Source organism: Burkholderia sp. HI2714, assembly GCF_002223085.1.
Taxonomy (GTDB): Bacteria; Pseudomonadota; Gammaproteobacteria; order Burkholderiales; family Burkholderiaceae; genus Burkholderia; species Burkholderia lata_D.
Map to the genome: position 1 here is coordinate 152,881 of NZ_NKFM01000056.1, position 25,862 is coordinate 178,742.

General features: G+C 66.7%; 25 protein-coding genes and 1 riboswitch. Of the genes, 5 read left to right on the top strand and 20 right to left on the bottom strand.

What is annotated here, in order from left to right:
* The first annotated feature begins 117 nt into the window (after positions 1 to 117).
* A complete protein-coding gene (locus CFB82_RS31300; protein WP_089486594.1) occupies positions 118 to 1,122 on the top strand; it encodes a helix-turn-helix domain-containing protein in 1,005 nt (334 codons plus the stop codon).
* A gap of 80 nt (positions 1,123 to 1,202) precedes the next feature.
* On the opposite strand, the gene CFB82_RS31305 is transcribed toward CFB82_RS31300, so the two are convergent.
* Together CFB82_RS31305 and CFB82_RS31310 are read right to left on the bottom strand one after the other, a co-directional pair.
* Positions 1,203 to 1,634, bottom strand: coding sequence for a 2-oxoglutarate dehydrogenase (locus CFB82_RS31305; RefSeq protein ID WP_069250688.1), 432 nt, complete (start codon positions 1,632 to 1,634; stop codon positions 1,203 to 1,205).
* Between the two features lie 53 nt (positions 1,635 to 1,687).
* Positions 1,688 to 3,532, bottom strand: a complete 1,845-nt coding sequence (locus CFB82_RS31310) for a S10 family serine carboxypeptidase-like protein (RefSeq protein WP_089486595.1) — start codon at positions 3,530 to 3,532, stop codon at positions 1,688 to 1,690.
* Between the two features lie 234 nt (positions 3,533 to 3,766).
* On the opposite strand from CFB82_RS31310, the gene CFB82_RS31320 reads away from it, so the two are divergent.
* Positions 3,767 to 3,997 carry a hypothetical protein gene (locus tag CFB82_RS31320; protein ID WP_256990549.1) on the top strand — a complete coding sequence of 77 codons (231 nt, stop codon included), beginning with the start codon at positions 3,767 to 3,769 and terminating at the stop codon, positions 3,995 to 3,997.
* A gap of 244 nt (positions 3,998 to 4,241) precedes the next feature.
* On the opposite strand, the gene CFB82_RS31325 is transcribed toward CFB82_RS31320, so the two are convergent.
* The 8 genes from CFB82_RS31325 to CFB82_RS31360 all read right to left on the bottom strand — a co-directional run bounded on the left by CFB82_RS31325 (position 4,242) and on the right by CFB82_RS31360 (position 11,583).
* The gene (locus tag CFB82_RS31325) at positions 4,242 to 6,056 is read right to left on the bottom strand and encodes an ExeM/NucH family extracellular endonuclease (protein ID WP_089486596.1); all 1,815 of its coding nucleotides are present in this window, start codon (positions 6,054 to 6,056) and stop codon (positions 4,242 to 4,244) included.
* 221 nt (positions 6,057 to 6,277) lie between these two features.
* Positions 6,278 to 7,219, bottom strand: coding sequence for a CopD family protein (locus CFB82_RS31330; RefSeq protein WP_089486597.1), 942 nt, complete (start codon positions 7,217 to 7,219; stop codon positions 6,278 to 6,280).
* A complete protein-coding gene (gene copC / locus CFB82_RS31335; protein ID WP_089486598.1) occupies positions 7,216 to 7,596 on the bottom strand; it encodes a copper homeostasis periplasmic binding protein CopC in 381 nt (126 codons plus the stop codon). The genes CFB82_RS31330 and copC overlap by 4 nt, the downstream gene beginning before the upstream one ends.
* Positions 7,597 to 7,610: 14 nt before the next feature.
* Positions 7,611 to 7,958 (bottom strand): copper-binding protein, encoded by a 348-nt coding sequence (locus CFB82_RS31340; protein WP_089486658.1) that lies wholly within the window; start codon positions 7,956 to 7,958, stop codon positions 7,611 to 7,613.
* Positions 7,959 to 8,025: 67 nt separating this feature from the next.
* Positions 8,026 to 9,321 carry a multicopper oxidase family protein gene (locus tag CFB82_RS31345; protein WP_089486599.1) on the bottom strand — a complete coding sequence of 432 codons (1,296 nt, stop codon included), beginning with the start codon at positions 9,319 to 9,321 and terminating at the stop codon, positions 8,026 to 8,028.
* A 1-nt stretch (position 9,322) separates the two neighbouring features.
* Entirely contained in the window at positions 9,323 to 10,819 is a 1,497-nt protein-coding gene (locus tag CFB82_RS31350; protein ID WP_089486600.1) for a TolC family protein, read from the bottom strand.
* Positions 10,816 to 11,097 carry a hypothetical protein gene (locus tag CFB82_RS31355; protein WP_089486601.1) on the bottom strand — a complete coding sequence of 94 codons (282 nt, stop codon included), beginning with the start codon at positions 11,095 to 11,097 and terminating at the stop codon, positions 10,816 to 10,818. Before CFB82_RS31355 ends, CFB82_RS31350 begins: the two co-directional genes overlap by 4 nt.
* Before the next feature lie 90 nt (positions 11,098 to 11,187).
* A complete protein-coding gene (locus CFB82_RS31360) occupies positions 11,188 to 11,583 on the bottom strand; it encodes a DUF2946 family protein (RefSeq protein ID WP_089486602.1) in 396 nt (131 codons plus the stop codon).
* 244 nt (positions 11,584 to 11,827) lie between these two features.
* On the opposite strand from CFB82_RS31360, the gene CFB82_RS31365 reads away from it, so the two are divergent.
* From CFB82_RS31365 to CFB82_RS31375, 3 genes are all read left to right on the top strand, one after another.
* Positions 11,828 to 12,499: a heavy metal response regulator transcription factor gene (locus CFB82_RS31365; RefSeq protein WP_069250678.1), complete on the top strand. Its 672-nt coding sequence runs from the start codon at positions 11,828 to 11,830 to the stop codon at positions 12,497 to 12,499.
* Positions 12,496 to 13,914: a heavy metal sensor histidine kinase gene (locus CFB82_RS31370; protein ID WP_089486603.1), complete on the top strand. Its 1,419-nt coding sequence runs from the start codon at positions 12,496 to 12,498 to the stop codon at positions 13,912 to 13,914. The genes CFB82_RS31365 and CFB82_RS31370 overlap by 4 nt, the downstream gene beginning before the upstream one ends.
* Positions 13,915 to 14,070: 156 nt before the next feature.
* A riboswitch (yybP-ykoY riboswitch) is annotated at positions 14,071 to 14,246 on the top strand.
* 73 nt (positions 14,247 to 14,319) lie between these two features.
* Positions 14,320 to 15,330 (top strand): sodium:calcium antiporter, encoded by a 1,011-nt coding sequence (locus CFB82_RS31375; protein WP_089447007.1) that lies wholly within the window; start codon positions 14,320 to 14,322, stop codon positions 15,328 to 15,330.
* Positions 15,331 to 15,420: 90 nt separating this feature from the next.
* Here the strand turns inward: CFB82_RS31375 and arsH are convergent, their stop codons facing one another.
* The 10 genes from arsH to gstA form a co-directional block, all read right to left on the bottom strand.
* Positions 15,421 to 16,143, bottom strand: coding sequence for an arsenical resistance protein ArsH (gene arsH / locus CFB82_RS31380; protein ID WP_089486604.1), 723 nt, complete (start codon positions 16,141 to 16,143; stop codon positions 15,421 to 15,423).
* Positions 16,136 to 16,558, bottom strand: coding sequence for an arsenate reductase (glutaredoxin) (gene arsC, locus CFB82_RS31385; protein ID WP_089486605.1), 423 nt, complete (start codon positions 16,556 to 16,558; stop codon positions 16,136 to 16,138). The genes arsH and arsC overlap by 8 nt, the downstream gene beginning before the upstream one ends.
* Positions 16,559 to 16,578: 20 nt before the next feature.
* Positions 16,579 to 17,649, bottom strand: coding sequence for an ACR3 family arsenite efflux transporter (arsB, locus tag CFB82_RS31390; protein ID WP_089486606.1), 1,071 nt, complete (start codon positions 17,647 to 17,649; stop codon positions 16,579 to 16,581).
* Entirely contained in the window at positions 17,646 to 17,978 is a 333-nt protein-coding gene (locus CFB82_RS31395; protein WP_069250670.1) for an ArsR/SmtB family transcription factor, read from the bottom strand. The genes arsB and CFB82_RS31395 overlap by 4 nt, the downstream gene beginning before the upstream one ends.
* Positions 17,979 to 18,172: 194 nt before the next feature.
* Complete coding sequence (locus CFB82_RS31400) at positions 18,173 to 18,544, bottom strand: copper-binding protein (RefSeq protein WP_089447003.1); 372 nt, start codon at positions 18,542 to 18,544, stop codon at positions 18,173 to 18,175.
* The gene (locus CFB82_RS31405; protein ID WP_089486607.1) at positions 18,541 to 21,747 is read right to left on the bottom strand and encodes an efflux RND transporter permease subunit; all 3,207 of its coding nucleotides are present in this window, start codon (positions 21,745 to 21,747) and stop codon (positions 18,541 to 18,543) included. Before CFB82_RS31405 ends, CFB82_RS31400 begins: the two co-directional genes overlap by 4 nt.
* Positions 21,744 to 23,285 carry an efflux RND transporter periplasmic adaptor subunit gene (locus CFB82_RS31410; RefSeq protein ID WP_089486608.1) on the bottom strand — a complete coding sequence of 514 codons (1,542 nt, stop codon included), beginning with the start codon at positions 23,283 to 23,285 and terminating at the stop codon, positions 21,744 to 21,746. Before CFB82_RS31410 ends, CFB82_RS31405 begins: the two co-directional genes overlap by 4 nt.
* Positions 23,286 to 23,296: 11 nt before the next feature.
* Complete coding sequence (locus CFB82_RS31415) at positions 23,297 to 24,589, bottom strand: TolC family protein (RefSeq protein ID WP_089486609.1); 1,293 nt, start codon at positions 24,587 to 24,589, stop codon at positions 23,297 to 23,299.
* Between the two features lie 92 nt (positions 24,590 to 24,681).
* Entirely contained in the window at positions 24,682 to 25,065 is a 384-nt protein-coding gene (locus CFB82_RS31420; RefSeq protein WP_089446999.1) for a hypothetical protein, read from the bottom strand.
* An 87-nt stretch (positions 25,066 to 25,152) separates the two neighbouring features.
* On the bottom strand, positions 25,153 to 25,785 hold the full coding sequence (gstA, locus tag CFB82_RS31425) for a glutathione transferase GstA (RefSeq protein ID WP_089486610.1): 633 nt from the start codon (positions 25,783 to 25,785) through the stop codon (positions 25,153 to 25,155).
* Positions 25,786 to 25,862: the final 77 nt, after the last annotated feature.

The window sequence follows — 25,862 nt, forward strand, 5'->3', positions numbered from 1 at the left end:
GGATTTCGGCAAGTCAGGGTTTTTGACGAGACGACACCGGGCCGGCGCTTTTTGACCGGCGCGGCGAGCGGCTACAATGAATCGATCCGGCCCGCCCGTTCCCGCCCTCCGCCCTCGATGACGCCGCCTGCCTACCCGAGCGATTTCTCCGGCGACCCGCTGTTCGCGCGAACGGTCGCGTTCTGCGCGTTCACCGACGTGGCGGAACAGGCGCGCGCGTTCGACGGCTGGAACATGAACTACACGCAGATCTCGGGCGGGCGGTTTCACGGCTCGTCGTCGATCATGTCGCTGGGCGGCATCAAGCTGCTGGTCGAGGATCTCGACAAGGTCATCCTGCAGCAAGGCGCTGTGCCGACGGAGCGGATCGCCGTGGCCGTGCCGCTGGAACTGGAAGGCCACGCGCGCCTGTGCGGCGAGAAGAGCGGGCGCGACAGCCTGCACGTGTTCTCGAGCCAGCCGGCATTCGAGTTCTATTCGCCCGACCGCCATCTGCTCGTGAATGTCGAAATCGAGCCGGAGAAACTGTCGACGCAGGCGCTGCGCACGGTGGCCGCATCGCTGCGCGCCCAAACCCACGCGCCGGTGATCCCGATGGCGACCGGTGTGGCCGACCATCTGCGCGACCTGCTGCGCCAGACACTGGCCGCCGCCGTCAACACCACGCGCATCGACGACGTGACGACGCAGGACAGGATCGAACTGCTCGAACGTACCGTGCTGTACGCGATCTCGGAAGTGATGACGGCCGCCACGCCGGAGGCCGGCGCACAGATCGTGCGCCCGACGAAGTACTGGTCGCTGGTCAATGCGGTGCGGGAGCGGCTGCAGGATGCATCGACCTGCCCGCTGTCGATCGCCGAGCTGTGCGTGGCGCTCGGCGTCAGCCGGCGCACCGCGCAATACGCGTTCCAGGACACGTTGAACCTGAACCCGATCGCTTACTTGCGGGCCGTACGGCTGAATCACGTGCGCCGCGAGCTTCGGCTCGGCGACTCCGTGACGACCGCCGCCACCAAATGGGGCTTCTGGCACCTGAGCAGTTTTGCGCACGACTATCGCGCGATGTTCGGCGAACTGCCGTCGGCCACCGCGAAGCGCTACGCGCGCCAGGCCCTCTAGCGCCTGTCGTTCACGCTGTCGTTCACCTTCCGGCGGCCGATGCGAAGGCGTCCGCACCGGCCGCCGCCCTGCCTGCTACGTCACTCGTCCTGCTGTTCCTGCTGCGCCTGCACCTGCCGCTGCTGGATGAACTGCCGTACATCGCTCATCGTCACGCGGCCGGTGTGCTTCGCATCGATCTCGTCGAAGTGCTTCGACACGAAGCCGAGACCGCTGCTCTGCGCCTGCGCCTTCGTCACGGCCGCGCCGTTGCTCAGCACCGTATTGGCGCCGAGCCGCGCATCGACACGCTGCTGCGCCTGCTGCTGCAGCGTCGCGCCGGTCGACGGCAACACCGGCGCCGCTTTCGTGGCAGGAAAGAACGGACCGTCGACACCGCGCCCGCCGTGCGGCAGCTTCACCGGCGCCACCGCCTGCGGCGGCAACGCGTAGGCACTGCTCATCACGGCACCGAGGACGATCAACGGAGACATACGCCGCATCAATTTGATTAGGGACATGATCACTCGCATTCAATGGATGAATAGAGGGTTCCTTTGACAAGGAGTCCGTCGCTCAAGGTCGCTCACGGGGCCGCTGCCAGCGTCGTCCCGGCGGTCGCGCCCGGGACGCTGCCGGTCGGTACGCTCGGCGGGTTTTCATCCGGCCACGGCGGCGGCAGCATGTGCAACGTCAGCGCCGTCGGAATCCGCGCGCCCTTGTAGAACGTATTCAGGTCCCGCTTCATCTGCGGACGGGCGACGTCGTCCAGGTAGGTCATGTGGCCGCCCTGGAAGAAGTTCACCTGCAGCTTCGGATTCAGGCCCTTCACCGTCTGCAGCCGCGCGAGTTGCTTCTCGGTGTTGAAGAACGGCGTCGCGAGATCGTGGAAGCCATTCTCCGCGAGCACGCGGAGCTTCGGGTTGAGCTGCAGCGCACCGAGCAGATCGGGGATCGTGTCGGGCATCGGCTGGCCGTCGTGCGTGAAGTCCCAGACGCCGATGATGTTGTCGTTCAGCGGCAGGTACGTCGCGTTCGGTGCGGTGTAGCCGAGGTAATCCGGCATCTGCGTCGCGAGCGCGTTCGTGAACGGCTGCGAAATCAGGATGTCGGACGGGTCGCCGTCGTTCTGCAGGCGCGGATCGGAATTCGGCAACGACACGCGTCCGTCATACCGGCCGATCGTCGTCCCGGGCAGCAGGCTCGTGCCGAACGGATTCGCGTTGAAGTAGCCGCGCAGCGCCTGTTGCGTGAGGCTCGACGGGATCGACCACAGCTTGAGCGTCGCATCGCTCGGGAACACCGGCGTGCCGAGCGCATCCGGAATGCCGAGCTGGCTCAACACCCACGACTGCGAATACTTCTGCAGTTGGTTATAGATCAGCGTCGTGAACAGTTCCGTCTGCAGTGCGTACAGATCGGGGTTCACCGGTGCCGGCGAAACCTGGTTGAAGTACGCCGCGACCGCCGCATAGCCCGGCAGGTAGCCGGCCACGGTATCGGTTTCGAGCAGCAGCCCCTCCGTCGACTGCGTGATCGCGACAGCTTCCACCGCATCCGCGAAGTAGTTCAGGATCGCCGACTGCAGCACGATGCCCGTCAGGTGCACGCCGGCCGATTCGAGCGCCAGCGCGAGCATGTCGGTACGCGGCGTGCCGTACGACTCGCCGTACAGGTAGATCGGCGACGTGCCGCGGCTGTTGACGTTCAGGTAGCGCTGGATGAAGTCCCGCATGATGTTCACGTCCGCGTCGGACCCCCAGTACTTCTGGTTGGTGTTCGGCAACACGGCTTCCGACAGCCCGGTGCCGGGCGGGTCGATGAACACGAGGTCGGTGGTGTCGATCAGGCTTTCGGCGTTGTCGACGAGCGGATAGTTCGGCCAGTTGCTGCCGAACAGCGGATCGGGCGTGGCCACGCGGGTCGGTGCGAACGAGCCGAGCCGCAGCCAGATCGACGACGAGCCGGGGCCGCCGTTATAGACGAACGTGACGGGGCGCGGCTTGCCGTTCGTGCTCGGCGCGGTGTACGCGACATACGACATCGACGCTTCCGCATTGCCGTTCGCGTCCTGCGCGGTCAGGTGGCCGGTCGTCGTCGTGTAGTTGACGGTCGTGCCGCCGTTTTTCCACTGGTAATGCATGACGGCGGCTTTCTCGGACACCTGCCCGGGGGCCAGGCCGTCGGTCGCATTCATCGAATACGCGACCGGGTCGACGTACGGCTGGTTGGCCGGCGTCTGGCCGGCCGCTTGTTGCGCGCCGGCCTGCTGGCTGGCGGTGGCCTGCGCGAGGCTCGACGCACCGACGGACGACGAATCGTCGCCGCCGCATGCCGCGAGCGCCAAGGTCATGACGGTCAATGCACCTAGCCCGGCCAACCGGCCGTGACGGCCACGGCGGCTGCCGGTACAGCTCCTGTCTGGTTTCATCTCTGTCCTTTGATTCGAATACCGCTTCACAAAGGCCGCCAACGCCTGCGAAACGCGCAGGCCGACCCGCCACTCGCGTTGCACGGTCGGCAGTCGGCGGTTGGGGATTGGACTTCTAAGAGACTGAACTTGATACAGACACAGCAAACTGCTGGCGAGAATGGTGCTCGGACGCCCCCTGCAGTTTGGACAACTTTTATATGACCAAAATTTACGACAACACAAAAATAGGCGGTGCTGCGCCGCGTTGTCAAAGATCATTCGGATATTAAAAATCCCGCAATGATGCTAACAGCGGACAGTGTCTGGCAATTGAAAGAAAGCGGGATTATTCGCGCATTGCGCGCTCTGTCGACAATAATCCGCCGAATCTGCCGCTTTTATCGCACAACCGGCAATCCTTTACCGGCGTTTGTGTTGCGCCTCGAAAGCCTTCAAATCACCGGAATTATTCTTTCATTTTAATTATCCGGGATCGATTAATTCAGCATGACGGCATGCATGGCCCGCCATTCAATGATTCAAGTCACTTCAACCATTGTTCAATCGATACGCTTATCCGCACCGCGACATCCATAAAATACCGATTTCTCCAATTCTCAAAAATCAGCGGAATTATTTACCCTTTCTCCTGCCGGCCCTTCCGGTCGGGATGAAGCGCGACATGCAGCCTCACGCACGCCGCGCTTCTTCCGCATTCAATCCGCCATTACTTTCCGCCGCCCGGCAGCGCGATATCGATCAGCACCGGATCGTGATCCGACGAGCGATACGCATCCGGTGCGTAGAACGTCTTCTGCTGCTCGGCCGACTTGTACGCGAGCGTGTACTGCAGCGCGAGCGGCTCGTCCGCGTTGATGTGCCATTCGTGCACGGCCTTCACGTGCGATGCGAGCGGCAGCGTCGCGAGCGCGTGATCGAGGTAGCCGGCTTCGCCGTTGTACACGTAGCTGTACGCATTCGCGCCGATCCAGCGCGCGACGAGGTTGCGGTAGCCGCGCGATTCGAGCGTACGGATCGGGTCTTCGTACGTGTAGCTGTTGAAGTCACCGATCAGCAGCACGCCCTGGCCGGCGACACCCGTCGGGTTGCCGGCGAGCCAGTCGGCTACCTTTGCCGCCGCGCGCGTGCGCGTCGGGTTCCAGCAGCCCTGTCCGTCACCCTGATCGAGATCGTCGTTCGCGGCGTCCGGGCAGTTCTTCGACTTCAGGTGGTTCACGGCCACCGTCAGCGACTGCTTGTTGCCGTTGATCAGCCGGAACGACTGCGCGAGCGGCTGGCGGTTCTTGTCGTCGATCGCGAGCGTCGCCGCGCGGCCGACCGGCTCGACCTTGCGGCTGTCGTAGATCATCGCGACCGTGATGGCATCGCCGCCGAGGCGCGACACGCCCGGATCGACGACGCGCCACGGGTTGCCGAGCTTCGCCGCGAGCTGGCGCACGGCGCTCAGTTCGCCGTAGCCGTTGTTCTGGATTTCCATCAGGCCGATCACGTCGGCGTCGATCGCCTTCAGCGCGCTGACGATCTTCGCTTCCTGGCGCTGGAATTCCTGGAAGTTCTTCGCGCCGCGGTTGTTCGGATCGTCGAAGCCGCCGCCGAGACCATTGCCGTTGAAGTAGTTCAGGACGTTGAACGACGCCACGCGCAGGTTCGATTTCGGATCGCGCGCCGGTGCATGGGTGCGCGGGTTCGTCCGCGCGTCGAATGCCGGCACGGCGGCGCCCGGCAGCGGCTGCACGCGCCATGCGCCGTAGCGCACTTCGAGCACGCCTTCGACGTCGCGCACCGTGTAGCCCGCGCGTAGCGTGTTCGCGGCCGACAGGCCCGGCGCCGGGTACGGCACGGTCGCGGGGTTCTGCTTGTTCGAGCCGTCGTCGAGGATCAGGCGGTTGCGTGCGTTCGCATCGATCTGCGTCTGCGCTTGCGCGGGCGGCACGACGCTCGTCGGCGTGCGCAGGCGGCCGTTGCTGAGCATCACGCTGCCGTAGCGGCCGAGCTCGTAGTTGTCGGTGACGTTCAGCGTCTGCGGCAGGCGCACCAGCATCCCTTCATACGCGGCGAACGCGTTCGGGCTGTCGACCGGCAGCGTGAGCGTCGCGGGCGTGACGGTCTGGTTGTTCGCGCACACAGCGATCGCACCCGACTGCGTGAGCTGCGTCTGGCCGTACTTCTCCTCGACCTTGCCCGTCACGTGCACGAGGTCGCCCGCTTTCGCCCGCACCTTCGGCGCGTAGACAAACAAGCCTTCGGACACGCCCGGCTGGTTGCGGCGCTGCGCGTCGGCCTGCTGGACGAAGAAGCCGCCGAAGCCGTCCGTGCCGCCGAAATCGGCGGTAACGACGGCTTCGATCGATACGTTCTGGCCGGCGAGCGGCGACGGCGCGCCCGGCCCCTGGATATCGGCGATCGGCGTCGTGCTGCCGCCGCAGTTCGGGCTGACGGGCGCGGCAGTGGCGGCGAAAACCGGCGCGGCGAGCGTCGGAAGCAGCAATAGCGGGGTAATGAGACGGATTGTCGAGCGCATGACGGGGAATCCCGGTTGTGAGGGTGGCGAAAGCTTAGCGGCGCTCAATGACAGTTTTTGGTAATTGAAAGACAGGCGGATGTAATTGTCGTTATCACGCGGCGATCGCCGTCGAGCGTGCGTTTACGCCTGAAAAAGCGGGGAAATCGTCTGATGAAAATCCGCCGTGCACGACGCGATTCCCCCGCGGGCCTTCGCTGCCGCGGCTTCGCGCCGTCGCGCTACACCGTGCCCGGCAACGCGCTCGACACGAGCACGGCCGCGACCGTCAGCACGCCGCCGAGCACCAGCGCCTCGATCCGCAACACTGTGCCGAACCGTTTCAGCGAGCCAACCGGTATCGCGGCGGCCGGATCCTTCAATGCAGCCAGCAACGTTGGCATCCCGAAGAAGCGGTTGTGTCCGCCGAGCGCCGCCGCGATCAACACGAGCGCGAGCTTCAACAGCAGGATCTGCCCGTACGCCGACGCGAGCAGATTGGCGGGCGTATCGACGCCGCGCCAGCCGTTGTACGCACCGGTCGCGAACAGCACGATCAATGCGTAGGTCGACGCATCGGACAGCGACTGCACGAACGACGCGCCGGTCGTGCGTTCGCTTGCGGGCATCGCGACAAGCCTCGGCATCACGCCGAATGCCGTCACGAGCACGAGCCCGACCCATGCGCTGATCGCCAGCAGATGCAGCCAGTCGATCCACACCGGCACGCTGAACAATCCGGCATCCACCGGATGCCCGCCATTGCTGCGCGCGAGCGCGACGCAGGCCAGCGCGGCCCACATCGCAAACGGCAAGCGCGTGTCGTTCGCGCGCCGGACAAACGACAGCGCCACAAAGATGAGCATGAACACCGCGCCAGCCAGCCACGCATGACCGAAGCCGGTACCCGCGAGCATCGAGCAGACGGCCGGCCCTGCGTCGAGCAACGACACCTCGCTCATCAGCGCGCAGTGCGCCCAGAACGCGGTGATGCTCGCGGCCAGTGATACGACGGACGCGATGCGCAGCGTCGCGGCGAGCCGCCGCCCGATGCCGTGCTGCCACGCCGACGCGCCGCGCGCGAGCCAGTGGCGGCCGAGCAGCGCGCCGACGACGACGGCGAACCCGGCGTTCTGGAGCGCCACCGACACGAGCCGCAGGAGACCGATGAAGCCGTCGTTCACCCCTTCACCCTGAACGTATAGGTGCCCTTCGTGCGATGCGCGTCGGCCGTCATCGCCGCCCACTGCACCGTGTACGCGCCGGGCGCGAGCTTCGGCATCGCGACGGTCATCACGCGCGGGTTCGCCGCGTCGACCTTCGCTTTGTCCTGCGTGACGGCGTTGCCGTTCGCATCCGATACCTTCACCGAGCTGAACGCCGGTTCGAGGTCTTCGTTGAACGTGAGCCGCAACGTGTCGGGCGCGGTGTCGACCGTGCTGCCCGTCGCCGGTGCGGCGCTTTCCAGCTTGCCGTGCGCGGATGCCGCAACCGGGGCGGCGGCGAGCATCGCACCGGTCGCGACGATCGCGGCCAGCCGCGTGAGGTTCGTGATCTTCATGTGCGCGCTCCGCGTCACGGCTTCTTCAGCTCGACGACGGTCAGCGCACCGTCCACGTCTTCCGCGACGAAGTCGATCTTGTCGCCCGCTTTCACCTGCGACAGCATCGCCGGGTCCTTCACCTTGAACACCATCGTCATCGCGTCCATCCCGAGGTTGCCCAGCGGGCCGTGCTTGATCGTCAGCTTGCCGGCGGCCGTGTCGACCTTGCGGATTTCGCCGTGCGACATGTCCTGCTTCGCCGCGGCTGCCTGCTTCGCGCCGCCGCTCATGTCCATGCCGGCCATGTCGCCCCCTGCGTACGATGCACCGGAAAACACCAGTGCACACCCCGTTGCCATCAAAACCAGTCCCTTCTTCATCATGTCGACTCCCAGTGAATGAAACGAAACCGGCGGCTGCATTCACGCAGCCGCCGCATGCTGCTGCTCAGCCGTCCGGCAGTTCGCCGGTGTACTCGTATGCGACGGTCCCCTTCGGATGTTTGAACCAGCCCGGATCGCGATAGTCGTTGCGGCCGAGCCCCTGCCGCACCTTGCAGACCGTGAACATGCCGCCCATCTCCAGCGGCCCGAACGGGCCCGTGCCCGTCATCATCGGCAGCGTGTTGTCGGGCAGCGGCATCTCCATGCCGCCCATCGCGCCGCCCGTGCTGCCCATCGCCATGTAGTCGGGCACGAGCTTGCCGATGCGTTTCGCGAGATCCTTCTGCGGCACGCCGATCAGGTTCGGCACCTGGTGGCCCATCGCATTCATCGTGTGATGCGACTTGTGGCAATGGAACGCCCAGTCGCCCGGGCGATCGGCGGTGAACTCGATCGCGCGCATCTGGCCCACCGCGACATCGGCCGTCACTTCCGGCCAGCGCGCCGCCGGCGGAATCCAGCCGCCGTCGGTGCCCGCGACTTCGAAGCTGTAGCCGTGCAGGTGGATCGGATGGTTCGTCATCGTCAGGTTGCCGAACCGAATCCGCACGCGGTCGCCCGCGCGCACCGGCAGCGGATCGATGCCCGGGAACACGCGTGAGTTGAAGGTCCACATGTTGAAGTCGGTCATCTCGTTCACGCGCGGCGTGTAGCTGCCCGGATCGATATCGTACGCGGCGAGCAGGAGCACGAAATCGCGATCGACCGGCATCGTGCCGCGATCCTTCGGATGCACGATGAACATGCCCATCATCCCCATCGCCATCTGCACCATCTCGTCGGCGTGCGGGTGATACATGAACGTGCCGTGCGCCTCCAGCTGGAACTCGTAGACGAAAGTCTTGCCGGGCGGGATATGCGGCTGCGTGAGGCCGCCGACGCCGTCCATCCCGTTCGGCAGCCGCAGCCCGTGCCAGTGGATCGTCGTGTGCTCGGGCAGCCGGTTGGTCACGAAGATGCGCACCTTGTCGCCTTCGACGGCTTCGATCGTCGGGCCCGGCGACTGGCCGTTGTAGCCCCACAGGTTCGCGTTCATGCCGGGCGCCATCTCGCGCACGACGGGCTCTGCCGTCAGGTGGAACTCCTTCCAGCCGTTCTTCATCCGCCACGGCAGCGTCCAGCCGTTCAGCGTCGCGACGGGCGTGTACGGACGGCCGTTGGGCGGCACGAGCGGCGGCTGCGTGCCGGCCTTCGCCATCGTGGGCGCTTCGGGCAGCGACGCGGCGCCGGCCTTGCTGACCATCGCGGCGCCCAGTAGCGCGGCACCCGAGCCGCTGAGAAATTGTCGACGGGACACCATGTCAATGACCTTCCGGATGCGGTTGCGTCGCGGGCGCCGGTTGCGCCGCGGGGGTGGATGCCGGCTGCGGCGCAGCGTCGGCGTTTGAAGTGGCTTCGGGTTGGGCGGATGGCGTCGCGCGCGGCGTGGCACCGTCGGACGGCAGCCGCCCTCCGACGGCCATCTGCAGATCGGTTTCGGCGAGCCAGTAGTCCTTCAGCGCATCGATGTAGCCGTTGACCGCACCGACTTGTTCGCGCGCATCGGCGAGCAGCTCGAACACGCTCGCGAGCATCCCGTTGTAGCGCAACAGCAGTTCGTCGGAGATCGTCTTGCGCAGCGGCACGACTTCGTCGCGATAGTGGGTCGCGACGTCGTAGCTCGTCACGTACGCCGCATACGATTCGCGCACTTCGGAACGCGCATCGATGGCCGTCTTCGCGAGCCGGTTTGCCGACTGCATGTAGACGGCCTCGGCCCGCGCGACCTTCGCGCCGCCCCAGTCGAACAGCGGGATCTCGACGCTGATCTCGTAGCCGTGCTCGTGACCCTTGCCGGTCTCGTAGTTGTTCACGTAACCGAGATCGACCGCATTGACGAAGCGCGTCGCCTTGCTCAGGCCGAGCGACGACGCGACGCCCTGCGTCTGCAGCTTCGCGGCCTGGATGTCGAAGCGGTTGCTCATCGCGAACCGCTCGAGATCGGGCAGGTTCGGCCGCGCGTTCGGCAGGTCGGGCAAGCGCTCGGGCAGTGCGTACTGCGTGCGTTCGCCCCACAGGCCCATCGCGCGCGTGAGCTTCTCGCGCGCAGCCACGGCCTGTTGGCGCGCCTTCGCGTGCTGCGCGACCGCATCGGCATGGAACGCCTGTTCACGCGCGTAATCGAGGCGGCTGAAGTTGCCGGCCTGCCGCATGCGCAGCGCGAGTTCGGCAGCTGCGCTCCCGGCATCGCGCACCTGCTGCGCATAGTTCGCGGCCTGCTCGGCAGCGACGGCCTCGACGTACGCGCGGCGTGCGTCGGCCGCCACCTTCAGCATCGCGTCGGCCGTTTCGAGCTTGGTCTGCTCGAAGCGGCGGCGTTCGATGTTCGTCGCGAGCGGCATCGTCAGCAGCGCGAACACGTTCGCCGAGAACGTGCGGCCGAGCGTCAGCTCGCCGTCGCCGGCACGGGTGCGGCTGAACGCGAAGCGCGGGTTCGGCAGCCGGCCGGCCTGGACGAGATCGGCTTCCGACAGCCCGAGCTCCGCATACGAAGCCTGCAGCCCGCGGTTGTTCAGCAGCGCGACCTGCACCGCGTCGTCCATCGACAGCGGCTTCGCAAGCAGTTCCTTCGTGCGCTTGTCGACGGCTTCGCGATCGGCGTCGGTCCTGACCACGACCGCGTCTTTCCCGATGCGCGCCGACGCGGCGGACGACACCGCGTCGAAGCCACCATCCTTCGAAAACGTCGTGCAGCCCGCGAGGAAAGCCAGCACGGCCGCCGCCGCGGCGATCCTCGGCGATATCGCAAGCATCGTCATCGTGCGGTGCCTCCGTGCTTCGAATGAGCGGCGCCGCTTCCGGCCGCGCCGCCCGTCGCACGGCCCTTCGCGGGCCGTTCCATCACGTCACGATTCAGTTGTTTCCAGCCCGGGCCTTCGTCGTCCCGATACGGCCGGTAGCCGTCGAATGCGGACGTCACGGTGATATCCGGCACCGCCGCGGCGGCGTCCGCCGGATCGGGCAACGGGGTTTGCGCAGGCGCGAGCGACGGCGCGAGGGCCGCCGCGCTCAACAGCGCCGCAATGATCAATCGCATGAATGGGTCTCGTCGTGAGTTGCCCGGCGGACGTGACGCCGCCGCCGGAGCGGATTGCAGAGCGCGGCCGGTCGGGGCCGCGGGCTGGGTCTAGACGAGAAACCGGCGCGGCGGCCTGTCGATGCCGCCGGTCAGGAACGACACGACGACCGGCGTCGGAGCGAAAGCGACGATCGCGATACCGATACCCGACGCAACGGACATCGCGGGAAGATCCGCCATGCCGGCGCCGAGGCAGCAGGACCCGCATGCGGAACATGGCTGTGCATGTCGCGCGTGATCGTCGTGCCTGTGCTGATGCTGATGCTGGCCACCATGCGCGTTCGGCATTGCATGCGTCACTGCCTCGACGGCACTTGCCCCGCCTTCCGCATACGGCATGGCCGCGCCCCCGCCCGCACACGCCATCGACACAGCCGCGAACGACTGGATCGGCAGGCTCAGCGCCAGCAGCACGACGACGAGGAATTGGCGCCAGTACGACATGGATGCGGAATCACGCAGGCAACGACCGGATGGGCCGGCGCAGCGCCGCGACGGCGCGCTCCGGGGACACGACGGCCGCAGCTTATCGCCGTCGCGGTGACGACGACATGGCCGAAACATGACCGGCGTTTCATGACAATTCCGTCATCCGGCGGTCATCCTTCGCGCACGCGCGGCGCCGTAAGCTCACGCGTTACACTGACCGGCTGGAATCACGGATGAATCACGGACAGCCTGCCCCACCATGCGGATACTGATAGTCGAAGACGAACCCAAGATGGCGTCGTACCTCCGGAAAGGGCTGATGGAGGCGAGCTACACGGTCGACGTCGCGGAAAACGGCAAGGACGGGTTGTTCCTCGCGCTGCACGAGGATTTCGATCTCGTCGTGCTCGACGTGATGCTGCCGGAAATGGATGGCTTCGAGGTGCTCAAGCGGCTGCGCGCGCAAAAGCAGACGCCCGTGCTGCTGCTCACGGCGCGCGAGGCGATCGAGGACAAGGTCGCCGGGCTCGAACTGGGCGCCGACGACTACCTGCTCAAGCCGTTCGCGTATGCCGAATTCCTCGCGCGCATCCGCTCGCTGCTGCGGCGCGCACCGCGCAACGTGCGCGACATCCTGCAGGTCGCCGATCTCGAAGTCGACCTGATCCGCCGCCGCGTGCGCCGCGCCGACACCCGGATCGACCTGACCGCGCAGGAATTCGCGCTGCTGCAGTTGCTCGCCGAACGCGAGGGGGAAGTGCTGACGCGCACCTTCATCACGTCGCAGATCTGGGACATGAATTTCGACAGCGACACGAACGTCGTCGATGCGGCGATCAAGCGCCTGCGCGCGAAGATCGACAATGCCTACGAGAAGAAGCTGATCCACACGATCCGTGGGATGGGCTACGTGCTCGAGGATCGCTCGTGACGCGCCGCCCCGGCGCGTATTCGCTGCTGCGGCGCCTGACGCTCGCGTTCGCCGTCGTCGCCGCGCTCGTGTTCGCGCTGACCGGCGCATACCTGTACCGCTCACTGTCCGCCGAGCTGACGCGGCGCGACGACATCGAGATTTCCGGCAAGCTCAACCAGTTCCTGCAGCTTGCACACGCGAGCGGCTCGATCGCCGCGCTGCGCGCCGATCCGGCCGTGTTTCACGAGGTGCTGCTGTCGCACCCGGGCGTGTATCTCGGCATCTACGATGCGCAGAACCGCGCGATCGTCGAGCATTCCGACGAAGCCGGCAATACGCTGGCGTCGATGATCGCCGCACCGCATCCGGCCAGCCGAGCCAGCGTGCCGTTCACCTGTTCGCCGCCCGGCGTCGGCACGTCGCGTTGCGTCTATGCACGCGAAACGCTGCCGTCCGGCGATGCAATCCAGGTCGCGCTTGCCCGTACGGCGACCGATCGCCAGTCGCTACTCGAAAGCTATCGCGTCGACATCTGGCTCGCGGCCGCCGTGGGTGCGCTGCTGGTCGGCGCGCTCGGCTATGCGGTTGCGTCGCGCGGCCTGCGCCCGGTCGAGAGTCTCGGCCGGCAGACGTCGCGCATCGAGGCCCACAACCTGAACGCACGGCTCGACGCGCGCGGCGGCCCGGTCGAGCTGCATGAACTCGCGACGTCGGTCAACCGGATGCTCGACCGCCTCGAACGCGCGTTCGTGCGGCTGTCGCAGTTCTCGTCCGATCTCGCGCATGACATGCGCACGCCGCTCGCCAACGTGATCAGCGCGTCGCAGGTCACGCTGTCGCGCGCGCGCACGACCGAGGAATACGAAGCATTGATCGATTCGAACATCGAGGAATGCGAACGGTTGCAGCGGATGATCGAGAACATGCTGTTTCTCGCGCGCACCGATAACGCACGGCAGCACCTGAAGACCACCGCGCTCGATGCGGGTAGCGAGCTGCGCCGGCTCGCATCGTATTTCCAGGCGCTGGCCGACGAAGCCGGCGTGCGGATCGACGTACACGGCGAAGCGCCGGTCGTCGCCGATGCGACGCTGTTCCGGCGCGCCGTCAGCAACCTCGTGTCGAATGCGCTCGAACATGCGGAGGCCGCGTCGACGATCGAGCTGGCGGTTTCCGCGCAAGGCCGCTACGCGGTCGTCGAAGTCACGAATCGCGGCGCCGCGATTCCGCCCGAACAGGTCGACAAGATCTTCGAGCGCTTCTACCGCATCGATTCGTCGCGGCACGGCGCGGCGCGCAACGCCGGGCTCGGGCTCGCGATCGTGAAGTCGATCATGGAACTGCATCGCGGCAAGGTCGAGGTCGCGAACCGCGACGGGCGCACGACGTTCGCGCTTTATTTTCCGCGCGGCACGGCAGCGCAAGTCGGTTAGCGATTCTCATTCACGACACGTACGCCATACCCACGCCAACGCGTGCCGAATGCCTTCTGATGCGGCATGAGCGTCCGCCATGCGCGCACCTTTCCTCACCCGATGCGTGGATATGCATCGGCAAGCTTGCCGAAAGCCATCCGCTCGACTAGACTGCCCTTCGTCTTTGGGGAGTAGCCTGCTTTCCGTCCCCGGAAAGCGATCGTGTCAACACACTCGGCCTGCGGCCGTGGCACGATCAGCCTGATTGGCCTGGCGAGACCATAGGCGCATCGCGTCGTTCCTGGTCGGACGTCGGCGGATGCGCCATGGTTTGTCAGCGTCCGACCACGGAGTCCCCATGTTCCCCGCCGCCTTCTCCCCGCGTTTCGCCGCCGTCCGCGCCCATGCCTGCGGAGGTGCCGCATGACGTTCATGTTTGTCGAACTGGCGTTCATGCTGGTCGTCATCCTCATCGCCGCCGAGGTCTTCACCAATGCGCTCGAACACCTCGGCGAACGCCTGAAGATTTCCGAAGGCGTCACCGGTTCGCTGTTCGCCGCCGTCGGCACCGCGCTGCCCGAAACGATGGTGCCGCTGCTCGCGCTCGCGGGCGGCACGGCGAACCAGGCCGTGAACGAGGAGATCGGCGTCGGCGCGATTCTCGGCGCGCCGCTGATGCTCGCGACGCTCACCACCTTCCTGATGACGCTCGCCGTGATCCGTTCGCGCGGGCTGCGCGGCACGATCGCGCCCGAACGCACGGGCTTCGTGCGCGACATGAACTACTTTCTCGCCGCGTTTTCGCTGGCCACCGCCGCGATGTTCGTCCCGCATCACAACGGGGCCGTGCGTGCGCTGCTCGCGGCGATGCTGGTGGGCATCTACGTGATGTATGTCGTGATGACGTTCCGGGCGTCGAACCAGCTCGTCGACGCCGGGCACGGCACCGAGGCGCCGCACACGATGTTCCTGGCGCGCCTGGGTGTGCCGACCAACCTCGCGACGATCGCGCTGCAACTGCTCCTCGGTGTCGCGCTGCTGGTCGGCGGGGCGAAGGGCTTCATTCACGGCGTGGAAGGTGTATCGCACGCGCTCGGCGTATCGGCGCTGCTGCTGTCGCTGATCATCGTGCCGATCGCGACGGAACTGCCGGAGAAGGTCAACAGCGTGCTGTGGATTCGCCGCAGGAAGGACACGCTCGCGTTCGGCAACATCACCGGCGCAATGGTGTTCCAGGGCACGCTGCTGCCGGCGATCGGCATCATGCTGACGCCGTGGGAGCCGCGCCCCGAAGTGCTGACCGGCGTGATCATCACGCTCGCGGCGGCGGCGTGGCTGCGCGTCAATGCGCGCACGCGCGGGCTCGCAATCTGGGCGTTGCTCGCGAACGGCGCGGGGTATGCGGGGTATCTGTTCCTGACGCTGGCGCGTTGAACTTGCTCAACGGACTCAACGGACGCGCCGGGAACGATCCCGCTGCCCGGCGCGAACGAAGCATCGTCGCGCCGCCGGCCCGCAAGCGATTCAGATGCGCGTCTGGTTCACACGCTGCGACAGTTGCTCGGCGCTTTCCTTGCGTTCGCTGTACCGGTCCGTCAGGTACGCGCCGACGTCGCGCGTCAGCAGCGTGAATTTGACCAGTTCCTCCATGACGTCGACGACCCGGTCGAAATACGCGGACGGCTTCATCCGGTTGTCGTCGCCGAATTCCATGAACGCCTTCGCGACGGACGACTGGTTCGGGATGGTCAGCATGCGCATCCAGCGTCCGAGCACGCGCATCTGGTTGACCGCGTTGAACGACTGCGATCCGCCGCTGACCTGCATGACCGCCAGCGTCTTGCCCTGCGTCGGCCGCACCGCGCCGACCGACAGCGGAATCCAGTCGATCTGCGATTTCATCACGCCGGTCATCGCGCCGTGCCGCTCGGGGGAGCACCACACCATGCCCTCCGACCATTGCACGAGCTCGCGCAACTCGGCCACCTTCGGGTGGTCGTCGGGCGCATCGTCAGGCAGCGGCAAGCCGGCCGGATTGAAGATCCTTGCTTCGGCGCCCATCGCCGCCAGCAACCGCGCCGCCTCCTCGACCAGCAACCGGCTGAACGAGCGCGTGCGCAATGACCCGTAGAGCAACACGATTCGAGGCGGATGCGTCGACGGCTGCACGGGCTGCAGCCGGCTCGCGTCCGGCACGCGAAAGAGCGCGGCATCGAGTTGCGGCAGATCGTTCAATCGGTCAGACACGCTTGCCCTCCGCATTGATCACGATCTCGCCGTCTTCCTTCGCAAACGGCCCCTTCTGCGGATCGGGCAGGATGTCGAGCACCTGCTCGGACGGACGGCACAGTCGCGTGCCGAGCGGCGTCACGACGATCGGGCGATTGATCAGGATCGGGTGAGCGACCATGAAGCCGATCAGGTCGTCGTCGCTCCATTTCGGATTGTCGAGATCGAGTGCTTCATACGGTGTCCCCTTGCGCCGCAACACGTCGCGCACGGGGATGCCCATCGCCGCGATCAGCGCGCGCAGTTCTTCCTGTCCCGGCGGCGTTTCCAGATAAAGCACGACGCGCGGCTCGACGCCGGAGTTGCGAATCATCGCCAGCGTGTTGCGCGACGTGCCGCAATCGGGGTTGTGATAGATCGTGATGTCGGTCATTTCGGGATTCCTGAATGGTTTCACGCGCACTCGTACCAGCCCTTCGAGCGGTTGACGACGCGCACGACGAGCAGCATCACCGGCACTTCGATGAGCACGCCGACGACGGTCGCGAGCGCTGCGCCGGAATGGAAGCCGAACAGGCTGATCGCGGCGGCCACGGCCAGCTCGAAGAAATTGGACGCACCGATCAACGCCGACGGACACGCGATGCTGTGCTTCTCGCCGACGAGACGATTGAGCCCGTAGGCGAGCGCTGCGTTGAAGAACACCTGGATCAGGATCGGCACCGCGAGCAGTGCGATCACCAGCGGCTGCTTCAGGATCGCCTCGCCCTGGAACGCGAACAGCAGCACCAGCGTGGCCAGCAGCGCGGCGATGGACCACGGGCCGATCTTTGCCATCGCGCGGTCGAACGCCGCCGGCCCCTTCGCGAGCAACAGCCTGCGCCATACTTGCGCGAGGATCACCGGGATGACGATGTAGAGCACGACCGACGTGAGCAGCGTCGCCCACGGCACCGTGATGGCGGACATCCCCAGCAACAGGCCGACCAGCGGCGCGAACGCGATCACCATGATGCTGTCGTTCAGCGCGACCTGCGACAGCGTGAACAGCGGATCGCCGCCCGTCAGCCGGCTCCACACGAACACCATCGCCGTGCACGGCGCGGCGGCCAGCAGGATCAGGCCGGCGATATAACTGTCGATCTGGTCGGCGGGCAGCATCGGCGCGAATAGCTGCCGGATGAACAGCCAGCCGAGCAACGCCATCGAAAACGGCTTGACGAGCCAGTTCACGACGAGCGTCACGCCGATCCCGCGGACGTGCTGCCGAACCTCATGCAACGCGCCGAAGTCGACCTTGACCAGCATCGGCACGATCATCACCCAGATCAACAACCCGACGGGCAGGTTGACCTGGGCGTATTCCATGCGGCCGATGTGCTGGAAGAGCCCGGGCAGCGCCTGGCCCAGCGCGATGCCGAGCACGATGCACAGCGCCACCCACACGCTCAGGTAGCGCTCGAAGAAACCGATGGCGGGCTGCGCCGTCACGGCTTGCGGTTGTGCGACGTCCGAGCCGGTCATGCGTCGCCTCCGCAGCAATCGGGCGCCGTCGGCACGCCACAGGCCGCGCCGGCGCAGCAGTTCTCGGTCAGGAACCCGATGAGGCCGCTCATCGATTCGAAATTCGCCGCGTAATAGATGAACCGGCCGTCCTGACGCGCGGTGACCAGGTCGGCATGCGACAAATCCTTCAGGTGGAACGACAGGCTCGATGGCGACAGCCCGATTTGCTGGGCGATCGCGCCAGCCGGCAGCCCTTCGGGCCCGGCCACGACCAGCGCGCGAAAGACGGCCAGGCGCGCTTCATGAGCAAGCGCGCCCAGGGCGCGCACGACGAGATTGGAGTCCATGGCGCGAAGGATAGCGCCATCATTTCAATATTTCAAGCATTGTTGAAATGAAGATGCTGATCCCGTGCGTGGCCGCACTCCAGCCCTTCGCGCACCGTCAAACGGAGCCGCACGCGCGGCTTCCGGCCCGACACGCATGGCGCCGGTGCAGCCGCCCGCCTCACGGACGGGCAACGCACCGGCATGCGCTCAGGTCAGGACGCCTTCACCAGCTTGACGATCGTCAGCGTGCCGTCGACCTTCTCGATCCGCACCTTGACCTTGTCGCCCGCATGCGCGTGCTCGAGCATCGCCGCGTCCCGCGCCTTGAACGCCATCGTCATCGGCGGCATCCCGACGTTCTCGAGCGCGCCGTGCTTCAGCGTGATCTTGCCGGTCGCGGCATCGACCTTCTTCACTTCGGCGTCGGTCAGCGCGGCATTCGATTCGGCCATGCCGCCCGACGACATCTTCATACCGGACATGTCCATGCCGGCCATGTCGCCGGCAGCAAAGGCGGGGGTAACGACCGTGCCGACAGCAAGCACGGCGGCAGCAGCAACGGTGACGGTAATCAACTTCTTCATCGGGATTCTCCGGTTGGGATGGATGGCACGTTCGTGCCGTGAGGAACTGCTTCGGAATGCCCCGCGCGGCCCATGCTTCGCGCACGACGGCGCTGCAGCAGGAGCCATGCGGCGGGAATGACGAACATCGACAGCAGCGGCGCGGTGACCATGCCGCCGACCATCGGCGCGGCGATGCGCTGCATGACTTCGGAACCGGCGCCGTGCCCGACCATGATCGGCACGAGGCCGGCGAGCACGACCGCGACCGTCATCGCCTTGGGCCGCACGCGCAGCACCGCGCCTTCGCGGATCGCGTCGAGCAGCAACGCGTCGGTCAGCGGTTCGCCGGCGTCGAGCCGGCGCTGCAGCGCGCCCTTCAGGTACAGCAGCATCACGACGCCGAATTCGGCGGCCACGCCCGCGAGCGCGATGAAGCCCACCGACGTCGCGACGGACACCGCGTGACCGAGCGCCCACACGAGCCAGAAGCCACCGATCAGCGCGAACGGCACCGTCGACATCAGCAGCAGCGCGTCGGCCGCCGAGCCGAACGTAAGGAACAGCAGCACGAAGATCACCACGAGCGTCACCGGCACGACGGTGCGCAGCTTGGCCGCCGCGCGTTCGAGATACTCGAACTGCCCCGACCACGCGATCGAATAGCCGGGCGGCAACGCGACCTGCTGCGCGACGGCCTGCTGCATCGTGCGGACGGCGGTGCTCAGGTCGACGCCGCGGAGATCGACGTACACGTAGCCGGACAGTCGCGCGTTCTCGCTGCGGATCATCGGCGGGCCGTCGGCGATCGCGATGCGCGCGACGTCGCCCAGGCGGATCTGCGCACCGCGCGCGGTGACGATCGGCAGTTGCCGCAGGTTCTCGACCGAATCGCGCACCTCGCGCGGGTAGCGGAGGTTGATCGGAAAGCGCTCGCGCCCCGCGATCACTTCGCCGACGTCGCCGCCGCCGACCGCCGTCGACACGACCGACTGGACGTCGGCCACCGACAGCATGTAGCGCGCGGCGGTGAGCCGGTCGATGTCGACGTCGATGTAGCGGCCGCCGTTCAGCCGCTCCGCGAGCGCGGACGTCACGCCCGGCACGGGCTTCACCGCGGCCTCGACCTGCTTCGCGATCGCGTCGATCCCGGCCAGGTCCGGCCCGGAAATCTTCACGCCGACCGGCGTCTTGATCCCGGTGGACAGCATGTCGAGCCGGTTGCGGATCGGCGGCACCCATACGTTCGACAGGCCCGGCACCTTCACCGTGCGATCGAGTTCGTCGACGAGCTTCTCCGGCGTCATGCCGGGCCGCCATGCGCTGCGTGGCTTGAAGCGGATCGTCGTCTCGAACATCTCGAGCGGCGCGGGATCGGTCGCGGTATCGGCGCGGCCCGATTTGCCGAATACCGTGTCGACCTCCGGAACGGTCTTGATCAGCCGGTCGGTCTGCTGCAGCAGTTCGCTCGCCTTGCCGGCCGAGATGCCGGGCAGCGCGGTCGGCATGTACAGCAGGTCGCCTTCGTCGAGCGGCGGCATGAATTCGCCGCCGAGCCGCGACAGCGGCACGGCCGTCAGCACCAGCGCGACGACCGCGACACCAATCGCGAGCCACGGGCGCCTGAGCGTCGCTTCGAGCAGCGGCCGGTACACGCGGATCAGCACGCGGTTGATCGGGTTCGCATGCTCGTGCGGAATGCGACCGCGCACGAGATAACCCATCAGCACCGGCACCAGCGTCACCGACAGCCCGGCGGCGGCGGCGATCGTGTAGGTCTTCGTGAACGCCAGCGGCGCGAACAGCTTGCCTTCCTGACCTTCCAGCGAAAACACCGGGATGAACGACAGCGTGATGATCAGCAGCGAGAAGAACAGCGCGGGCCCGACTTCCGCGGCGGACGTCGCGACGAGCGCCCAGCGTCGCGCGGCCGTGATCGGCTCGCCGGGGTGCGCGTGGTCGTACGCTTCGAGATGTTTGTGCGCGTTCTCGATCATCACGATCGCCGCGTCGATCATCGCGCCGATCGCGATCGCGATGCCGCCGAGCGACATCAGGTTCGCGTTCACGCCCTGGTAGCGCATCACGATGAACGCGGCCAGCACGCCGAGCGGCAGCGACAGGATCGCGACGAACGCACTGCGCAGGTGGAACAGGAACACCGCGCAGACGAGCCCGACGATCACGAACTCCTCGATCAGCTTGTCCTTCAGGTTGCCCACCGCGCGCTCGATCAGCTGCGAGCGATCGTAGGTCGTGACGATCTCGACGCCGGGCGGCAGCGAACGCTTCAGGTCGGCGAGCTTCGCCTTCACCGCATCGATCGTGGTCAGCGCGTTCTTGCCCGAACGCATCACGACGACGCCGCCCGTCACCTCGCCCTGCCCGTTCAGCTCCGCGATCCCGCGCCGCATCGCGGGGCCGACCTGGATGCGCGCGACGTCGCCGAGCAGCACCGGCGTGCCGGCGTCGTTCGTACGCAGCACCACGTGCCGGAAATCGTCGAGCGTGCGCAAGTAGCCGGTCGAGCGCACCATGTACTCCGACTCGGCCAGCTCGACGACCGAACCGCCGGACGCCTGGTTCGCGTTGCCGAGCGCGTTCGCAACCTCCGCCTGCGTGATGCCGTACGCGCGCAGCTTGTCCGGATCGAGCACGACCTGGTATTGCTGCACCATACCGCCGAGGCTCGCGACTTCCGACACATCCGGCACCGCCTTCAGCTCGAACTTCAGGAACCAGTCGTTGAGCGCGCGCAGTTGCCCGAGATCGTGACGGCTGGTGCGATCGACGAGCGCGTACTCGTATACCCAGCCGACGCCGGTCGCATCGGGCCCGAGCGACACCGTCGCGCCGGCAGGCAGCCGGCTCTGCACCTGGCTCAGGTATTCGAGCACACGCGAACGCGCCCAGTACGGATCGGTGCGGTCATCGAACAGCACGTAGACGAACGCGTCGCCGAACGACGAATATGCGCGGACGGTTTTCGCACCGGGCACGCCGAGCAGCGTGGTCGTCAACGGATAGGTCACCTGATCCTCGACGATCTGCGGCGCCTTGCCCGGATACGACGCCTTCACGATCACCTGCGTGTCCGACAGGTCGGGCAATGCATCGAGCGGCGTCTGCCGCAGCGAATGAACGCCCCATGCGGCGATCAGCACGGTGGCGAGCAGCACGAGAAACCGGTTGTGGACCGACCAGCGAATGATGCGCGCGATCATCGTTCGCCTCCCTGCGGTTCGACCTTCGTCAGCCGGTAGCCGTCGTCGCCCTGCGTGAACGCGAAGCGCACGGTCTGACCCGGCTTCACGTCCGGGAACGCCGTGGCCGACGGCTTGCCGAACGCCATCGTCATCGCGCCCCAGCCGAGCGCCGGAACGGGCTGATGCGAGAACGTGATGTCGTCGGCCGTGACCTGTTCGACCTTGCCGGTGGTTTCATAGACCGGTGCCGCCGCGGTCGGTGCCGACGCGGGCGTCGCCGCGGCCCCGCTCGCGCCGGTGCCGCTTTCCAGCCGCGGCAGCACGCTTTTCAGGCTCGCCTCGGAATCGATCAGAAACTGCCCCGATGCGACGACCGTGTCGCCTTCGTTCAGCCCGCCGAGAACTTCGGTGTCGCTGCCGACGTCGCTGCCCGTCGTCACCGTCACGGGCTGAAGCCGGCCGTCGCGATTCTTCACGATGACGATCGTGCGCTTGCCGGTCGCGATCACCGCTTCGGACGGCACGAGCAGGCGCGACACGCTCTGCCGCGCGGCGATCCGCACGCGCATCAGCATGCCGGGCGTGAGCTTCAGCGCCGCGTTGTCGATCTCCACGCGTGCCTGCAGCGTGCGGCTGCTCGTGCTGATGCCGGGCAGCACTTCGCGGATGCGTCCGGTGAAATGCTGCGCCGAGTCGCCCCCGAACGTCGCATCGACCGCCATCCCCGGCTGCACGGTCAGCGCGAGCGCTTCCGGCACTTCGACGATGAGCCACAGCGTCGACAGCCCCGCGATCTTCGCGAGCGTCTGACCGGGCGCGACCATCGCGCCGTCCCGCACGTTCAGCTCGCTGACGACGCCGGTTTCCGGCGCGGTCAGCACGACATGCGTCTGTGCGCGTCCGGTGCGATCGAGGTTCGCGATCATGCCGTCGGGGATCGACAGCGCCCGCATCCGCGCACGCGAGGCATCGAGCAGGCCGGCATCCATCCCGCCGCGCTTGAGCGCGAGGTATTCCTCCTGCGGCGCGAGCCAGTCCGGCACGAACAACGACGCGACCGGCGCGCCTTTCGCGATGCGCTGCATCGGCGCGCGTGCATAGAGATGGTCGATGTAGCCGGTCACGCGCGACTGGACGACGTCCGCGCGCGATTCGTCGAATTGCGTGGTGCCCACCGCATCGAATCCGGCCGCCGTCTGCTGGCGGCGGACGGTCGCATAGCGGATGCCGAGGTTCTGCTGCAGGCCCGCATCGATCCGGATGCCCGACGCACCGCCGCCTTCGTCCGCGTAGACGGGCTGCAGCTGCATGTCCATGAACGGCGACTTGCCCGGTTTGTCGAAGTGCTGGTTCGGCACCATCGGGTCGTGCCAGTACAGCACCTGGCGGCCGGTCTTCGGGTCGGCGCTACCGGGCGAAGGTGATGCCGACGCGGTGGTGTCCGTTGTCGTTGCGGCCGTCGCCGCATGGCGTGCGCCCACGAAATAACCCGTGCCGAGCAGCGCGGCACCGGCGAACGCCAGCACGGCCGCGCGGGCCAATGTTTGCTTCGTCATGTCGTTCTCCCTTATTGCGCGGCGGCCAGCGTCGACGGCACGACTTGGTATTCGAGCTGCGCCCAGGTCTGCGAGACCTCGCGCCGCAGATCGAGCACCTGCAATTGCGCATCCAGTTGCGCGCGGCGGGCAACAAACGTATCGGCGAGCGAGCCTGTGCCCGCGCGGTAGGCCGCGTTCGCCAGTTGCACGCGCTGGTCGGCGGCGGGCAGCAATGCGTCGTCGAGATTCGCGATGCGTGCACGACCGCTCGCCAGCGTCGCGGACTGCGTGCGGATATCGGCCTGCACCTGGCGCAGCGTGTCCTCGTACATCAGGCGCGCCTTCGTCGCGAGCGCGGCCTTTTCGGCGACGTCGCGGTTCTGGCGGTTCTTGCGATTGAGCGGCAGCGGGATCGTGACGCCGACGGACACCATGTTCGAATACGCGCCGCCACGCTGCTGGTAAGCGACTTCCCACGTCCAGTTCGGGCTGCGTTCGCTGTTTGCGACGGCGGTATCGGCTTCGGCAACCGCGATATCGTCGGCGGCGGTGATCAGCGCCGGTTGCGACAGACGCAGTTCGTCCGGCGGCAACGACGACACGAACGATTCCGGCGCGGGCGGCGTGCCCGTGACGTCGTCGACCGGCACGGCGGTCCAGCGCGACAGTGCAATGAGCGCGGTCTGGTAGACCTGCTGCGCTTTCAGCAGTTGATCCTGCGTCTGCGCGAGCATGGCCCGCGCCTGGACCACGTCGGCCGCACTCGCCTTCGCGCCGCGATACGACGCCTTCGTCGCTTCAAGCTCGTGGTTCATATGATCGAGCAGCGCCCGCTGCAGCGCGAGCGCCTGCTTCGCGTAGACGGCGTTGAGCCACGCCGTCGCGGTTTGCTGGCGCACGCTCGCGAGCTGCGCGAGATAACCGGCGCGCTCGCGTCCGACCTGCTCGTTGGCGAGCGCCGAGCGCAGGCGCCGCTTGTCGCCGGATACCCACTCCTGTTCGATGCCGATGCGGCGCATCGTCATGAAGTCCTGGCCGACGGTGAAGCGCTGGCCGCCGTTGACCGGCAGGTTGTCGATGCCGGCCTTGAGCATCGGGTCGGGCAGCTGGCCGGCCTTCACGGCCGCCTCCGCGCTCGCGCGCACCGACGCCTGGGCGGCCTGCATCGAAGCGGAATGATCGGTCGCGGACTGCAGCGCGGCGTCCAGCGTGAAAGGCGATGGCTGCGCGTGAACGGCGCCCGCCACCAGCAGCGCCGCCCAAAGCACGGGCGCGCGCCGACGTGCACGCCGCGCAAGCAGCGTGCCGGGATGGAATGACATGGTTGAACCCCAACGGCGGAACCCCATAGGGATTCCACGTCCTGATACAGGACGAACCTCACCGCGAATGCGGCGAACCTATCGGATCGGGATCAGCTGATGCGTGGAGGGCGCCACAATCCGTTCGGATCGCGGACCGGGAGGATTTGCGCGTAGTGGAACGCGACGGTGCTGGCGAATGCAGCGGGGCGACTGACTTCGGCTCGTGCAGCCGGATGATAGAGACTGCCGAACTGGCATTGCGCCGTCAGCTTGCAGGCCATGCCCTTCGCTTTTGCGTGGGCCTTGTCGGCGGACGTCGACTTCATCGAATCGCAGCCCGGCATGCCGGCGGACATGCTGGCGTCCATGTCCGTCGACATCGACATGCCCTGCTGCATCATCGGACATTCCCCGGCCAGGCCGCTGGCTGCCAGCCCGCTGATGGGCAGCACCGCGCAGAGCAGCAGCAGGATGATCGTCCGGAGGAATTTCATGGCGGGGATTATAGCGCGGGGGTTGGCTGTGTGGCGGCGCGTCGATGAAGCGTAAAGACGCGCCCACTCCACGACCACCGTCGCCTGCTACCGCGCCAGCCCCTCCGCCTCCAGCACCGCCTGCACCGCCGGCCGCGCCCGCACCCGTTCGTACCACGCACGCAGATGCGCATACCGGGTCAGGTCGATATCCGCGTGGTACACCGACCGCATCCAGTCGGCCTTGCCCCAGCCCGTCAGCGCGAACAGGTATGCATCGGTGACCGTGAACGAGTCGCCCATCACGAACGTCTTGCCGTCGAGCTGGCGATCGATCCACGCGAAGCGGCTGTCGAGCTTCGTTCTCGCCGGGTCGACGTATTTCCCTGCCTGCACCGCGTACAAGAGCGGGATGAAACCCTTGTGGATCTCGGTGCCGAGGAAGTTGAGCCACTCCATCAGCCGATAGCGTGCGAGCGTGCCGTAGGCGGGCGCGAGCCCCGCATCCGGACGCACATCCGCGAGATACTGCGCGATCACCGGCCCTTCGCGCAGCAGCGTGCCGTCGTCGAGTTCGAGCAGCGGCACGTAGCCGAGTTCGGTCACATCGTAGTAATTGCGCCCGTATTCAATGACATGCTTGCGCGCGTCGACCTTGATGACCTCCGCGTCGATGCCGCCTTCGCGCAGCACGATGCAGATGGCCTGGGAACAGCTTCCCGGAGCGTGATAAAGCTTCATGCGTGTCCTTCGTGAGTTGTTCATGTATCGATTCGCCGCGACGCGGGCGCTAATATCTCGCATCGGCGCAGCGCTGA

Bases quoted from the DNA above. Each gene is read 5' to 3' on its own strand.
- CFB82_RS31415 (WP_089486609.1), bottom strand. From the start codon at position 24,589: ATGTCATTCCATCCCGGCACGCTGCTTGCGCGGCGTGCACGTCGGCGC.
- CFB82_RS31350 (WP_089486600.1), bottom strand. From the start codon at position 10,819: ATGACGATGCTTGCGATATCGCCGAGGATCGCCGCGGCGGCGGCCGTG.
- CFB82_RS31305 (WP_069250688.1), bottom strand. From the start codon at position 1,634: ATGCGAGTGATCATGTCCCTAATCAAATTGATGCGGCGTATGTCTCCG.
- CFB82_RS31310 (WP_089486595.1), bottom strand. From the start codon at position 3,532: ATGAAACCAGACAGGAGCTGTACCGGCAGCCGCCGTGGCCGTCACGGC.
- CFB82_RS31360 (WP_089486602.1), bottom strand. From the start codon at position 11,583: ATGTCGTACTGGCGCCAATTCCTCGTCGTCGTGCTGCTGGCGCTGAGC.
- CFB82_RS31340 (WP_089486658.1), bottom strand. From the start codon at position 7,958: ATGAAGAAGGGACTGGTTTTGATGGCAACGGGGTGTGCACTGGTGTTT.
- CFB82_RS31355 (WP_089486601.1), bottom strand. From the start codon at position 11,097: ATGCGATTGATCATTGCGGCGCTGTTGAGCGCGGCGGCCCTCGCGCCG.
- CFB82_RS31395 (WP_069250670.1), bottom strand. From the start codon at position 17,978: ATGGACTCCAATCTCGTCGTGCGCGCCCTGGGCGCGCTTGCTCATGAA.
- CFB82_RS31400 (WP_089447003.1), bottom strand. From the start codon at position 18,544: ATGAAGAAGTTGATTACCGTCACCGTTGCTGCTGCCGCCGTGCTTGCT.
- CFB82_RS31345 (WP_089486599.1), bottom strand. From the start codon at position 9,321: ATGGTGTCCCGTCGACAATTTCTCAGCGGCTCGGGTGCCGCGCTACTG.
- CFB82_RS31365 (WP_069250678.1), top strand. From the start codon at position 11,828: ATGCGGATACTGATAGTCGAAGACGAACCCAAGATGGCGTCGTACCTC.
- CFB82_RS31300 (WP_089486594.1), top strand. From the start codon at position 118: ATGACGCCGCCTGCCTACCCGAGCGATTTCTCCGGCGACCCGCTGTTC.
- CFB82_RS31405 (WP_089486607.1), bottom strand. From the start codon at position 21,747: ATGATCGCGCGCATCATTCGCTGGTCGGTCCACAACCGGTTTCTCGTG.
- CFB82_RS31410 (WP_089486608.1), bottom strand. From the start codon at position 23,285: ATGACGAAGCAAACATTGGCCCGCGCGGCCGTGCTGGCGTTCGCCGGT.
- CFB82_RS31375 (WP_089447007.1), top strand. From the start codon at position 14,320: ATGACGTTCATGTTTGTCGAACTGGCGTTCATGCTGGTCGTCATCCTC.
- arsB (WP_089486606.1), bottom strand. From the start codon at position 17,649: ATGACCGGCTCGGACGTCGCACAACCGCAAGCCGTGACGGCGCAGCCC.
- CFB82_RS31325 (WP_089486596.1), bottom strand. From the start codon at position 6,056: ATGCGCTCGACAATCCGTCTCATTACCCCGCTATTGCTGCTTCCGACG.
- CFB82_RS31420 (WP_089446999.1), bottom strand. From the start codon at position 25,065: ATGAAATTCCTCCGGACGATCATCCTGCTGCTGCTCTGCGCGGTGCTG.
- gstA (WP_089486610.1), bottom strand. From the start codon at position 25,785: ATGAAGCTTTATCACGCTCCGGGAAGCTGTTCCCAGGCCATCTGCATC.
- copC (WP_089486598.1), bottom strand. From the start codon at position 7,596: ATGAAGATCACGAACCTCACGCGGCTGGCCGCGATCGTCGCGACCGGT.
- arsC (WP_089486605.1), bottom strand. From the start codon at position 16,558: ATGACCGACATCACGATCTATCACAACCCCGATTGCGGCACGTCGCGC.